This window comes from Leisingera sp. ANG49 (assembly GCF_059694505.1).
This window is the reverse complement of record NZ_JCATZN010000003.1, coordinates 624,728-638,031: the sequence shown is the minus strand read 5'-3', so window position 1 is coordinate 638,031 and position 13,304 is coordinate 624,728. Positions and strand designations below refer to the sequence as shown.

The 13,304-nt window shown below is 64.7% G+C and carries 8 protein-coding genes and 2 pseudogenes; 4 read left to right on the top strand and 6 right to left on the bottom strand.

All coding sequences use genetic code 11. From position 1 onward, the window contains the following. The first annotated feature begins 112 nt into the window (after positions 1–112). Genes AC58NV_RS13435 through AC58NV_RS13420 form a run of 4 tightly spaced genes read left to right on the top strand, consistent with a single transcriptional unit; the run spans position 113 to position 5,908 of the window. Complete coding sequence (locus tag AC58NV_RS13435; protein ID WP_497227579.1) at positions 113–1,750, top strand: phytoene desaturase family protein; 1,638 nt, start codon at positions 113–115, stop codon at positions 1,748–1,750. Positions 1,751–1,760: 10 nt separating this feature from the next. Further along, complete coding sequence (locus AC58NV_RS13430; protein ID WP_497227578.1) at positions 1,761–3,332, top strand: phytoene desaturase family protein; 1,572 nt, start codon at positions 1,761–1,763, stop codon at positions 3,330–3,332. After that, positions 3,332–4,510: an aminomethyl transferase family protein gene (locus AC58NV_RS13425; RefSeq protein ID WP_497227577.1), complete on the top strand. Its 1,179-nt coding sequence runs from the start codon at positions 3,332–3,334 to the stop codon at positions 4,508–4,510. The genes AC58NV_RS13430 and AC58NV_RS13425 overlap by 1 nt, the downstream gene beginning before the upstream one ends. Positions 4,511–4,528: 18 nt before the next feature. Continuing rightward, positions 4,529–5,908, top strand: a complete 1,380-nt coding sequence (locus AC58NV_RS13420; protein ID WP_497227576.1) for an aminotransferase — start codon at positions 4,529–4,531, stop codon at positions 5,906–5,908. Positions 5,909–5,963: 55 nt separating this feature from the next. Here the strand turns inward: AC58NV_RS13420 and AC58NV_RS13415 are convergent. From AC58NV_RS13415 to AC58NV_RS13390, 6 genes and pseudogenes are all read right to left on the bottom strand, one after another. Next, positions 5,964–6,684 (bottom strand): annotated as a pseudogene (locus tag AC58NV_RS13415) (IS110 family RNA-guided transposase); the annotation flags it as partial. Between the two features lie 113 nt (positions 6,685–6,797). Further along, positions 6,798–7,559 (bottom strand): annotated as a pseudogene (locus AC58NV_RS13410) (IS5 family transposase). Between the two features lie 102 nt (positions 7,560–7,661). Beyond that, positions 7,662–8,531, bottom strand: a complete 870-nt coding sequence (locus tag AC58NV_RS13405; protein ID WP_497227575.1) for an ABC transporter six-transmembrane domain-containing protein — start codon at positions 8,529–8,531, stop codon at positions 7,662–7,664. A gap of 5 nt (positions 8,532–8,536) precedes the next feature. Next, on the bottom strand, positions 8,537–8,953 hold the full coding sequence (locus AC58NV_RS13400) for a DUF2141 domain-containing protein (RefSeq protein ID WP_497227574.1): 417 nt from the start codon (positions 8,951–8,953) through the stop codon (positions 8,537–8,539). Beyond that, the gene (locus tag AC58NV_RS13395) at positions 8,950–12,078 is read right to left on the bottom strand and encodes an efflux RND transporter permease subunit (protein WP_497227573.1); all 3,129 of its coding nucleotides are present in this window, start codon (positions 12,076–12,078) and stop codon (positions 8,950–8,952) included. Before AC58NV_RS13395 ends, AC58NV_RS13400 begins: the two co-directional genes overlap by 4 nt. A 3-nt stretch (positions 12,079–12,081) precedes the next feature. Then, positions 12,082–13,230 (bottom strand): efflux RND transporter periplasmic adaptor subunit, encoded by a 1,149-nt coding sequence (locus AC58NV_RS13390; RefSeq protein WP_497227572.1) that lies wholly within the window; start codon positions 13,228–13,230, stop codon positions 12,082–12,084. Positions 13,231–13,304 lie beyond the last annotated feature (74 nt).

Below are 13,304 nucleotides of genomic sequence, written 5' to 3'. Positions count from 1 at the left end.
ATTCACTGCGCCTGTCAGCTTGATTATTTTTGTTTGAGCGCTCAAAAAAACTTTACCGGAAAAATCTTCTCCACTAGTCTCCTAACAACAACAGCCGGACCGGGAGAGATTCATGGGGCAGCACGACAGATATGACGCCATCGTGGCGGGGGCCGGGCACAACGGGCTGACTGCGGCTTGCTACCTGGCCAAAGCCGGGCTGAAGGTTCTGGTGGTGGAAAAGAACGACTGGATCGGCGGTGCAGCGGTGAGCCGGTCGCTGCACGAGGGCTGGACTTACTCCAACTGCTCCTATGTCTGTTCGCTGCTGCGCCGCGAGATCGTGCGCGACCTGGAGTTGCCGAAGTACGGGCTGCAGGTGATCCCCTACGAAGGCGGCGCGAGCTTCAGCCGCGATGGCGATTACTTTGCCTATATGTCCGACCATGACGCGCTGCGCCGGGAAATCTCCCGCCACAGCGCCCATGATGCGGATGCCTATGACCGCTTCAGCCAGACGGTGATCCGCCAGTGCCGCTTCATCCGGCCTTTCCTGCTGCGCAATGCACCGGACCCGACCTCACTGAAACCGCGCGACATCGGCGAACTCTTGTTCCTGATCAAACAGGCGCACGGGCTGGGCAAGAAGGAGCTGGGCGAGACGCTGCGCTTCTGGTCGATGTCGATCGGCGATTTTCTGGACGAGCATTTCGAGAATGACCTGATCAAGGCCCATATCGCCGGGGCAGGGATCATCGGCACCGGCTTGGGCGTCCACTCGCCGGGCACGGCTTATGTGCTGCTGCATCACTACATGGGGGATGTGGACGGCGCGATCGGCGCCTGGGGCTTTGCCCGCGGCGGCATGGGGGCGATCTCCAACGCGCTGGGCGCCTGTTTCAAGGAGGCAGGCGGCACCATTGTCACCGGCTCCGGCGTCGACCGTTTCCTGGTGGACAATGGCAGGGTCACCGGCGTGGCGCTGGACAATGGCGATGAATACCGCGCGCCCATCGTCGCCTCCAACATGGATGTGAAACGCACCTTCCTGGAACACACCGGCCAGCAGCACCTGCCCGGCGACTTCGTGAAGGCGGTCAAGCGGTTCAAGATCCGCGGCTCCTCGGGCAAGCTGAATGTCGCGCTGGATGCGCTGCCTGAGTTCCCTGCGGCGCCCAAGGGCGCGCCTTTCCTGCGGGGCGACCTGCATTGCGCCGAGAGTCTCACGGAATTGGAACGCGCATACGACGACTGGAAAGAGGGGCGCTGGTCGCAGAACCCCTATTTCGACATGCTGGTCCCCAGCCAGATCGACCCGACCATGGCGCCGCCGGGCAAGCACATGATGACCGTCTTTGTGCAGTACGCGCCCTATGACCTGGAAGTGGGAGGCGTACGCGCAGGCACCAACTGGAACGGCCAAACCCGAGGTGCCTTTGCCGATAGCGTCTTTGACAAGCTGGAACAGGCCTGCCCCGACATTCGCAGCAAGGCCGTGCACGCCGAGGTCCGCACCCCCTGGGACATCGAGCAGGAGGTGGGCCTGACCGAGGGCAACATCTTCCAGGGCGAGCTGACCTTTGACCAGCTGCTCTTCAACCGCCCGGTGCCGGGCTATGCGCAATACGACACCCCCATCAACGGTATGTATATCGTCGGCTCCTCGGCGCATCCGGGCGGCGGGGTGATGGCAGCGCCGGGGGCCAATGCGGCCCGCGAAATCCTGCGCAGCATCGGCCGCGGCGGCAACATGACCGGCTATGCGGCCTGAGGAGCGGAAGATGACCACACCCACCTACGACGCAATTGTCATCGGCGCCGGCCACAACGGGCTGGCCGCGGCAGCAACCTTGGCGCGCAAGGGAAAATCGGTCTGCGTGATCGAAAGGAACGCAACCGCCGGCGGCATGGCCCGCAACACCACGCTGGCCGGCGGCATCAAGGCGCCGGAAATCGCGCATCTGCTCTACAACCTTCACCCTAAGGTGAAAAAGGAATTGGGCCTCGGCACCGCCCGCGCGCCGCTGGAACTGCGCGAACTGCCCGCCGTTTCACTGTCGGAGGACGGCAATCATGCGGTGATCCGCAGCGGCAGGGCGGAGCTGGCAGACGGCCGGCCGCACCCGGAGGCCGCAGCCTTTGACGAAATGATGCGCCGCCTGACGCTGTTTGCCGGGCTGCTGGGGCAGCTTTCAACCAAATCCCCGCCCTCGCTTGAGGGCGGTCTGGCTAGCTTAGGCACACTGACGGAGCTTGCCGGGCTGGCCAAGCTGGGGCTGGATCTGAAGCGGATGGGCAAAAAGGACATGCGCGAGTTTCTCCGCGTGCTGCTGTCCAACGCCTATGACCTGATCCTCGACGACCTCGAGGACGGCCCGCTGGCCGGTGCGCAGGCGGCGGATGCGGTGCGCGGCGCCTTTGCCGGGCCGCGCTCGCCCGGGACCGTTTTCACGCTTATGTACCGGCTGGGGCAGGGCGACGGCGCGCAGCTGCCGATGGGCGGCATGGGCGCGGTTGCGGCAGCGTTTGAGGCAGCGGCCCGCGCCGCCGGGGCCGAAATCCGCACCGGTACCGGCGTGGCCCGGGTATTGACCGAAAACGATCGCGCTGCAGGCGTGGTGCTGGAGGACGGCACCGTGCTTTCCGCCCGGGCAGTACTGAGCAACACCGGACCGATGCCCGCGATGATGCTGGCGGGGGCGGAGCATTACGACGTGGAACCAGTGCGCCGGATGCGCAACCAGCGCTGCAAGGGCACCGCGGCCAAGGTGAACCTGGCTCTGAGTGCCGCGCCCGTATTTACCGGGCTCAGCCCGGAACTGGCGGCAGGCCGGCTGCTGATCGCGCCCAGCGCCACCTATGTGGAGCGCGCCTTCAACCCGGCAAAATACGGCGAAATGCCCGCAAACCCGGTGATCGAGGCCGTCATTCCGAGCCTGACAGATCCAGAAGTGGCGGGCGGAGGGCAGCATGTGCTGTCGGCCGTGGTCAGCTCCGTTCCCTACGGGCTGGAGGGCGGCTGGGATGAGGCCGCCCGTGAACGGCTGGCAGCCGTCACACTCGCAACGCTGGAAAAATATGCGCCGGGCATCAGTGCGCTGGTCAAGGAACGCCAAGTGCTCAGTCCTGCCTGCATCGAGGCGCGGACCGGTGCGCCGGGTGGCCACTGGCACCATGCGGAAATGGGCGTCGACCAGATCCTGACCGTGCGGCCCGCCAACGGTATGGCGCATTACCGGTTTGGCCCCGAGGGCTACTACCTCTGCGGCGCAGGGACCCATCCGGGCGGTGACGTGACCGGGCTGGCCGGACGCAACAGCGCCATGCAATTGCTGAAAGACGGGGTTCTCTGATGACCAAACATGTACCCATCGGCCTGATTGAAACCCCGTTCCAGCCGCGTCTGGACAGGCACAGCACGGCCAAAGCCTGGACCAACTGGGCTGGTTATGCTTCGGCTGCGATGCTGGACACGGTGGAGTTCGAGTATTTTGCGATCCGCAATCAGACAACCCTGTTCGACATCTCTCCGATGCACAAATATCGCATCACCGGGCCGGATGCGCTGCGGGTGGTGAACCGGCTGGTGACCCGCGACGCCGCCAAGCTGCGCGACGGGCGGGTCGGCTATGTCCTGTGGTGCGACGAAGAAGGCATGGTGATCGATGACGGCACGCTGTTCCGCTTCTCGGAAACGGATTACCGCCTGTGCTGCCAGGAGCCGATGTACACGTGGCTGCTGGACACCGCCTGGGGCTTTTACGCGGAGATCACAGACGAGAGCCATGAGATTGCGGCGCTGTCGCTGCAAGGCCCCACGTCGTTCTCGTTGCTGCAGGACGCGGGGCTGCAGGGTGTGGCGGAGATGAAGCGCTTTGACTGGCGCGAGATAGAGCCGGATCTGTGGGTCTCGCGCACCGGATTCACCGGCGATCTGGGCTATGAGCTTTGGGTGCCCAACGCCAAGGCACTGGAGCTGTGGGACCGGCTGTGGGCCAAGGGCGGCCACTGGGGGCTGAAGGCGATTGGCTTCGACGCGCTCAACATCTGCCGGGTCGAGGCCGGGTTCGTCGCCGCGGGCTTCGACTTCCAGCCGGTGCATACCGCCATGCGGCTGGGCCGCGGCCGCAGCCCGCTGGAGCTGGGTTTTGGCAAGATGGTCGATTTCACCAAGGGCCACTTCAATGGCCGCCGGGCGCTGCTGGACCAGCAAAAGAGCGGCCTGCGCTACCACCTGCGCAAGATCGAGATCGGCGGCTTCAAGTCGGCGGATGGCGCGCTGATCTACCACAAGAAGAAGAAAGAGGTGGGGCACGTGACTTCGGGTGTCTGGTCCCCCACGACCAAGCGCAACATCGCGCTGGCCGATTTCAAGGCGCCGTTCGGCGAAGCCATCACCGATGACCTCTGGGCCGAAGTTTACGTCAACGAGGAAGGCCAATGGGACAGACACCTGGTGCCGGTCACCATTGAAGCAAAACCCTTCTTTATCAACAGCCGCGCGCGGGCAACCCCGCCGCGCCCGCTCTAATCCGTAACAGGTACCGCTATGACCAAGATGACTCCGAACAGCTTCGCAAATGAACCGAGCCCGGACACCCTGCATGAGTGGGACCGGACCCATCAGCTGCATCCCTGGATGGCCATGGACGACTGGCGCGGCTATGACAACATGCTAATGGACAGCGCCGACGGCATCCACCTGTGGGACGCTTCCGGCAAGCGCTACATCGACGGGCCGGGCGGCATGTGGTGCACCCAGATCGGCTATGGCCGCCGGGAAATGGCGGACGCCATTGCCAAACAGGTGATGAAGCTGCCCTATACCTCGCCTTTCACCAACACCACCGAGCCTTCGGCGGTGCTGGCTAAAAAGATCGCGGATATGGCGCCGGGCGATCTGAACAACGTCTTCTTCACCACCGGCGGCTCCACCGCGGTGGATACGGCGCTGCGCACCATGCAGTACATGAACAACCGCCGCGGCAAGCCGGAGAAGAAAAAGATCCTTACCCGCGAAAAGGGCTACCACGGCTCCACCTACCTGGCCCATTCGGTGACCGGCAAAGAACGTGACCAGAGCCATTTCGATTTCGAGAGCCGGCTGACGCATTTCCTGCCAGACGTGAACCCCTACCGCCGCCCCTCAGGCATGAGTGTCGAGGCCTGGTGCGATGCCAAGGTTGCGGACCTGGAAGCCGCCATTGCGGAGATCGGTGCGGACAACATCGGCGCCTTCATCGCCGAGCCGATCCTGTCTTCCGGTGGCGTCATCGTGCCGGCGCCCGGCTATCACAAGCGGACCTGGGAGCTGTGCCGGGCCAATGACATCCTCTATATCTCCGACGAGGTGGTGACCGGCTTTGGCCGCCTTGGCCATTGGTTCGCCTCCGAGGAGGTCTTTGGCATCCAGCCCGACATGATCACCTGTGCCAAGGGGCTGACTTCGGGCTACCTGCCGCTGGGCGCCTGCATTATCTCGGACCGCGTCATGGAGCAGATGAGCCATCTGGGCAGCCCGTCCTCCTACACCAACGGCTACACCTATTCCGGCCACCCGGTGTCCTGCGTTGCGGCGCTCAAGAACATCGAGATCATCGAGCGTGAAGGCATCCTCGAGCATGTCCGCGCCGTCACTCCGCATTTCCAGTCCCGCCTGCGCGATCTGATGAAATTCAACATTGTCGGCGACGCCCGCGGCGAGGGGCTGCTGGGCTGCATCGAATGCCAGGCAGAGGATCTGGAGGCCGAGCGCAAGCTGGGCTCGATGATCGATGCGGCTTGCGAGGAGATGGGCCTGATCGTGCGCCCGCTGATCAACATGGCGGTGTTCTCGCCGCCGCTGATCATAACTCTCGCGCAGATCGACGAGATGTTCGACATTCTGGAACGCGCCATCCAGCAGGTGGAGGCACAGCTGGCAGCGTGAGACCGGAGGGGCTGGCACAGGCTCCCGTCACCCTTCCCGAACTTGCGGGCGCAATCGGAGAAGCGCGCCGGATCGTCCACTGCGGAGCAGAAGGTGAGCGCCACGACAGCCCCAACCCCAGGCATCGTCATCAGGCGGTGGCAAACAGGATCGTCCTGGGCGAGCTGGCGAACTTGCCTTGCGAGGGTGGCGAGCTCCTGGCGCAGGGAAGCTCTGGCGCGCAGCATCGGCTCAGTCGTGGTTTCCAGCATGGGGTTGCCGTCTGCCAGTTCCCGTATGCGGCCGTCGAACCTGCCGCGAGAAATTGCGCCGACCTTGAGACCAAAGTTCCTCAGCAGCCCGCGCAACGACATTTCCAATGCGATCATGCCTTGTTGAATGGCTTTCCGGGCGCCGAGAACGGCGCGGCCCTCCTGTGCCGAAACTGATTTGCAGTGGACCGGGCGGAACCAGCCGAGGTGAAGCAGGCGCGCAATCCCCTCGGCATCCCGGCGGTCCGTCTTGACCGGCATGGCCTTCAGCGCGCCTTTCACCTGGCGCGTTTCCATGAGCACAGCGTCGAGGCCAGCTTCGGTCAGCCCTCGGTGCAGCCATTGCGACAGTGGCCCAGCCTGCAGGCCAATCGTGGCAATGCTGCCGTCCAGATCGCCCAGCCAGCGCGTCAGAACCCCGGGTTCGCTCTCAACCTCTGCCTCTTTGATGATCTTGCCATGCTCGCTGATCACGCAGATCGCGGTCTTGGCCAATGATACATCCAGTCCGACAAACAATCTCATCCCGTAGTCCTCCATGTGGATCCTATGCGGGAGCGTCGGCAGCTGACCTGTCAGCATGCGAGCGGTAACGGGCAGTGTGCAACGCAAGCCCCGTTACAGCATCTCATTGAGTTTCAGAGCCAGAAGATGACGGCGGCAGCGAGTGCGATGGCTGAGAGGAAGACCTTCGGGCGCCTGTCGTAACGTGCAGCGGCACGCCGCCAGTCCTTTAGCCTGCCGAACATGATCTCGATGCGGTTGCGTCGCTGGTACCTGCGCTGGTCGTATCGGACGGGTTTGTCACGCGAGTTCCTGCCTGGGATGCAAGGGCGCATCCCTCTGTCGTTCAAGGCTCCTCGGAACCAGTCGGCGTCGTAACCTCTATCGCCAAGGAGCCAATCCGCCTTGGGCAAGCTGCTCAGCAATGCCCGTGCTCCAATGTATTCGCTGACTTGCCCGGTGGTGACGAACAGGTTGAGCGGTCGGCCCTGGCTGTCGCAGATGGCATGCAACTTGGAGTTCATGCCGCCCTTGGTGCGACCAATCAGGCGCCCAGGCCCCCCCTTTTTCGCGGCTATGCTGGTCGCTGTGCGGTGGGCCTTGAGATAGGCCGCGCCAATCATGACTGCCTTGTAAACCGCGTGCCCGGCAGCCAGCCCTGCCATGATCCGGGCAAACGCGCCCTTGTCGCTCCACCGCTTCCAACGGTTGTAGAGCGTCTTCGGCGGGCCATGCTCCCTGGACGCATCGCACCAGCGCAAGCCATTACGATTGATGAAGATTATCCCGCTCAAGACGCGCCGATCATCCGCACGCGGCTAACCGTGGCTCTTCAGAAAGTACGGCCTCAACCGCGCCAATTGTTCGTCGGTCAGCCAAAACGAGTTGCTCTTCACGCCTCCTGAGGTCCGGGAGATTGAAACAGCCCGGCGCGGCGACCGCAACCAAATCAATGGGTCCAGAGCCTAAGCTCGTGTGCTGAAGTAGAATTGGCGTGTTTAAGGAGAACTCCCGGGAACAGTCGCCCGGTTCAGCCGGTTCGTGATCTCAGAAAGCCGCGACCAGGTTTGCAGGGTGACTGGCAGGCTTAGCGAGGCCTCGGCAAAGTCCCAGGAATATGCGACAATCGAAAACACTGCACCGGCGGTGACCGTCATCATTGCGGCGGCGAACCAGAGATTAAACAGGACCAGCGCCAGCAGCAGCGCAAAGACCGCGCCATAGAGGACGGCTTCGGTGTTGGAGAGCTGCACCTCGAAGCGGCGCAGGCGCTGCAAATGGGCCAGCGTTGCCTGCGGTGCCCGCCTCTCCAGCACGCCGACCTGGCGTTCAGTCTGCTGGTTGAGATGGCCGTTGAGGCGGAAGAAACGGCGGTGGAACAGGGTATAGACGGCGGCCATGCCAAAGGCGGCGGCCAGGGCGGCCAGGGCCAGCTGATGCGCAAAGGCAAACAGCACCGTGATGGAGACCGCGAATTGCACGCCTGCGGCCATCGCGGAGGGCAGGGTGTCTTCCAGGAAGTCCACCAGCTCGCGCCCCATGTCCAGCCGGGCGTTCAGGGCTGAGACCGGCAGGGTGGCGGAGCGCGCCGCCTGCGCCTTGCCCAGTTCGACGCGGATGGTGCCATAGGCGCGGGTGTCATAGAGCCTGCGGGTGACACCAAGCGCAATCAGCGCGGCCAAGAGGCCCGCCAGATGCCACAGAGCGCGGGGGTTTTCGTCCAAGAGCCCGTCGATGGCAAAGCCGATGAACAGCGGAACTAGCGCGGTCAGGGCAGCCTCGCCCAGCGTCAGCGCCCAGGTGAGGGCGATGCGTCCCTTGAAGACTGTCAGCAGTGATAGAAGGGTCAGACCCCGGTCAGCCAGCATCGCAGTCACCCGCCGTAAAACACATGGATTGTGGTATTGCCCGGGCCAACCGAGGCTTCGGCGAAACCGGGTTCGTCCTGCGGGCTGCCGGCGCCTGAAACGCCGATGCCTTCCAGCGGCTGGTCGCCTTTGAAGTTCAAGTCCTCGTCGCCGTTTTCGTCGTGAAAAAGAACCACCGCATAGGGGCCTGCGGTCAAGTCCGGGAAGGCATGCGCAGTGCTTCCGGGGCGGGCGGGGACCGCGGCAAAGGCTTCGGCCTGCCAGAAGTCCAGCTTTTCGTAGGCCTTGGCCTCGCTGACGACGGCGATCAGGATATTGCCTTGGCTGTTGCGGATGCCGTCGATGGTGAGGCGCAAACCCTCGGCCGAAGCGGGGGAGGAGAGAGCTGTCATAGCGGCGGCGAGTGTGAGGAAGCGGGTCATGCGGGTGTCCTGTGTTCAGGTTGCGGGGAAGAGGGGAGGCGGAAGAAGGCGATGATGTCCTCTGCGATGGCGATCAGTACCGGCACCAGAATGAGCATCAGGGCGGTTCCGAACAGCTCGCCAAAAGCCAGGGAGACCGCGGCGGGGATCAGGTATTGCGCCTGCTCGGAGGTTTCCGACAGAAGCGGCAGCAGGCCGGTCACCGTGGTTGCAGTGGTCAGGAAAATCGCCTGGAAGCGGCCGATACCGGCCTGATGCAGAGCGCCGGCAACTGTCCCGCCCCCTTCGCGGGCCTGATTGTAGCGGGTGATCATCACCAGGCTGTCGTTCACGATCACGCCGGTGAGCGCGAGCATTCCGAAGAAAGACAAGAGCGACAGCGGCACATCCATGATCAGATGGCCGACGGCGGCGGCGACAAAGCCGAAGGGCACGATGGCGAGGATCACGAAGGGCTGCCAGTAGCTTTGGAGCGGCACCGCCATCAGCACATAGATCAGGACGGCCGCGAGGATCAGTGCGCGGAGCAGCCCGCCCTGAATTTCCTCTGTCTCCTCCAGCTCGCCCGCCGCGGCGATTTGGACGCTGGGGTATTTGGCGGCCAGCTGCGGCACCAGCTGTTCGAATACGGCCTGGCCGACTTCGCCGGGCGCGGCCACTGCACGGTCGATTGCTGCCGCCACGGTATTGACGCGCCGCCCGTCGCGGCGGTGGATCACGCCAGAGACATAGCTGCCCTCGATATCGGCGACGATCCCCAGCGGCACCCAGGCGCCAGTGTTGCTGCGCAGGCGCAGCTGCATCAGGTCGCTGATGGTGTCGCGGGCCGCGCGGTCGTTCTGCACCAGCACCCGGATTTCTGACCCGTCCCGGCGGATACGGGCAACTTCGGCACCGCCGAAGCCGTTGCCGATCTGGCTGGCCAGGGTTTCCGCGGTGAAGCCGAGATTGCGGGCGTCAGGGCGCAGGCGCAGTTTCAGCTCGGGCTGGCCGCCGGCCATCCCGTCGCGGATGCTGGACACACCTTCGATGCCGCCAAGAAAGCTGCGCATCTCGTCGCTGGCCTGGCGCAGCAGGTCTTCGTCCTTGGACATCAGGCGGATGCGGAAGCCGCCTGCCAGCTCCTCGGAGCCGGTGAAATCCAGCTCGGTTGCGCCCTCGACCGCGCCGGTGCGTTCGCGCCACAGGCGGACCACGTCCAGGATCGGGACATCGGGGCGGTCTGCCACCGGCAGCATCTCGGCATAGATCTGGGCGCTGCCTGCGCTGCTGATGATGGTGAAGAAGGTTTTGACCGGCGGGGTTTCCATCCCGGTCTGTTCCGCCAGCTCCCGGTTCAGCGCATGGCCCGCCGCCTCGATCCGGTCCACATTTGCGCGGGTCAGGGCAAAGGGCGCGCGGGCGTCCATTTCCAGGTTCACGGTGATCACCTGGCCCGGGACCTCAGGGAAGAAAACGGTGCGGACTTTGCCCTTCACCATCAGCCCCAGCCCCAGAAAGGCCGCGGCGATGAACAGCACGAGCACGGCGTAGCGGTAGGCGACGGAGACCACTAGAAGCGGCTGGTAAATCCGGTCGCGGACCCAGCAGAGCCCGCCCCGGGCGCCGTCCTGCACGCGGCCCCACAGGCGGCTGAGCAGGTAGCGGCGGCGTGGCTGCAGCGGCACATGGGCCAGGTGTGCGGGCAGGATGAACTTGCTTTCGATCAGGGAGAAGATCAGGGCCAGGATCACGATGCCGGAGAAACCGGCCAGCGCCTTGCCCAGCGGGTTGTCGATCAGCAGCATCGGAAAGAAGGCGGCGATCGTGGTCAGCACGCCAAAGACGGTTGCCACGGCGACCTTGTGCACGCCTTTTTCGGTGCCTGCTACCGGGTCTTTCACCTTGCGGCGTTCCTCGAACACGCTTTCGCCTACCACCACCGCGTCGTCGACCAGGATCCCCAATGCGAGGATCAAGCCGAAGGTGGTCACGTCGTTCAGCGAGTAGTCCACCCATTTCGACCCGGCCACCGCGATGGCGCCCATGACCGAGATCGGGATGCCCATTGCCACCCAGAACGCCAGCCGCACGTTCAGGAAGACTGACAGCATCAACGCCACCAGGATCAGCCCCTGCACGCCGTTGGATTTGAGCAGGGCCAGCCGGTCGGCGATGTAGCCAGCGCTGTCGCCCCAGACCTCAATCCGGACCGAGGGCGGCAGCTGGCGTTCGAAGTCCGCCGCCACGCTGCGGACAACGCGGCTGATTTCCAGCAGGTTTTCCTTTTGCCCGACCAGCACCTCCATGCCGACAGTGGGGCTGCCGTTGAGGCGAAACAGGAAGTCGCCCTCCAGGTGGCCGTCCTCGATTGTGGCGATGTCGCGCAGCGGCACATGCGAGCCGTCTTCACGTTCAATCACTGGCAGGGCACCGTACTCGGGGGCGTAGCGGGCACGGTTGTCGGCGCGCAGGTGGATGGTGCCATCCCCGGTGCGCAGCTGGCCCGCCTGGAAGGTCAGCGAGTTGGACTGGATCGCCGCAGCCACATCGCCGGCCGTCAGCCCGTACTGGCGCAGCCGTTCCGGGTCAGCCTCGATCCGCAGCTCGCGCGGGATCAGGCCCCAGATCTTGAGCCGCGACAGTTCCGGCTGGGCCAGCAGCTCCTCCTTCAGCCGTTGGGCCAGGGTTTGCAGGGTGGCCGGGTCGGCTTGGCCGTGCAGGTTCACGTACAGCGCCGGGAAGTCGAAGCCGGACGCCTCGATCACCGGGCGGCGGGCCTTGTCCGGCAGATCGGCCAGCCCGTCGATGCGGATGCGGACCCGGTCCAGCACCGCCTGCAGTTTCTCGCCGCCCGCGCGGCGGACCGAGATGGTGCTGAGGCCGTTGGCCGACAGCGAGGTGATGCTGCGCACACCCTCCAGGCCTTCGAGCGCCTGTTCGGCTTTTTGCGTCACCAGATCATCCACCTGGGCCGCGGTGGCGCCTGGGTATTCGATGGAAATTTCGACGCTTTCCGGCGGGATGCGAGGGAAGCCTTCGATCCGGATCGACATCAGGGTCTGCACCCCAAGGAACAGGATCAGTGCCATCATCAGGTTGGCGGCGACGGGGTTGCGGATGAACCAGGCTGTCAGGGCGTGCATGGCTCAGCTCTCCGCCGGTTTCGGGCTGACGCGCTGGCCGGGCAGGAAGGAGGCCAGCGGTGTCCGGGCCACCTGCCAGGGGCCGGTTCCGTCAGGCGCGGCGATAGTGATGTTCCCGCCGTGCCGGAACAGCACCCTGGGGGTGATGCGCTGCAGGAGGCCGGCGCCGTCGACCAGCCAGATATGCCCGGCCCGGGTCAATGTGCCTTCGGGAAGGGTGAGGGTATTGGAAAGCTCCCGCCCGCGGAAGGCAACGCGCAGGAAGTCGCCCGCGAGCACCGCCTGTTGCGGGTCCGTGACCTCCAGAAAGATGCGCATCTGGCGGGTTTTCTGATCGAGGAATCCGCCGCCCTGGCGGATCCGGGCCTGGCCGAGGGGCTGGCCGTTGCGGTGGTAAAGGTCTGCCATCTGGCCGGTGACGGGCTGTTGCAGCAGCTTCCAGTCCTCCTGGCTCAGCCCGGCGGTGATTTCGAACTGGCGGTCATCGGCCAGTTGCAGCAGGGGATCGCCCGCGTTTACGGTCTGGCCGAGGCTGGCCAGGCGGCGGGTGACAAACCCGGAGAAGGGGGCCGTGACCTCGCAATCCGCCAGATCGCGCTGCGCGGTCTGCAGCTGCGCCTTGGCGGCGGCCACATTGCGTTCGGCGATCCGCAGCTGCGGCAGGTGAAGCGCCAGGTCATTGGGCGGGCTGGCGCCGTCGCGGGCAAACTGCCGCTGGGCAACGGTCACCTTGTTCCGGGCCTGAAGCAACGAAAGCCGGGCCTGTTCCAGAGACAGTTCAGCCGCGGCGGCGGCGGTTTCATAGCGGGTTTTCTCGATGGAAAACAACGACGTGCCTTCGGCAGCCCGGGAGCCGGCCAGTGCACCGTCATGTACCGCTAGGATCCGGCCGGAGACCGCAGAGCGCAGTTCAGCATCCCAGCGCGGGCGCAGCTCGGCGTAGGTGGAGACAACAGCCCGGGCCGGGCCGGGCGAAACCGCGATGACCGAAACCGCGGGGGCAGGCGGCGGCGCTGCCGTGCGGGTCACATCGGCGGTGTCTTCGGTCTCAAACAGCAGCAGGACAACCGCGGCCAGGACCGCCACCGAAACGGCCAGCCACAGCCATTGCCTGCCGCGCCGCGCCGGAGCCTTGGGTGTTGTGTTTGCCATCTGCTGCCTTTCCCGCCGAAACCAGAATCACTGCCCCTTGCGGGGCGGTGTTATCTGGCATATACAGTGAACGA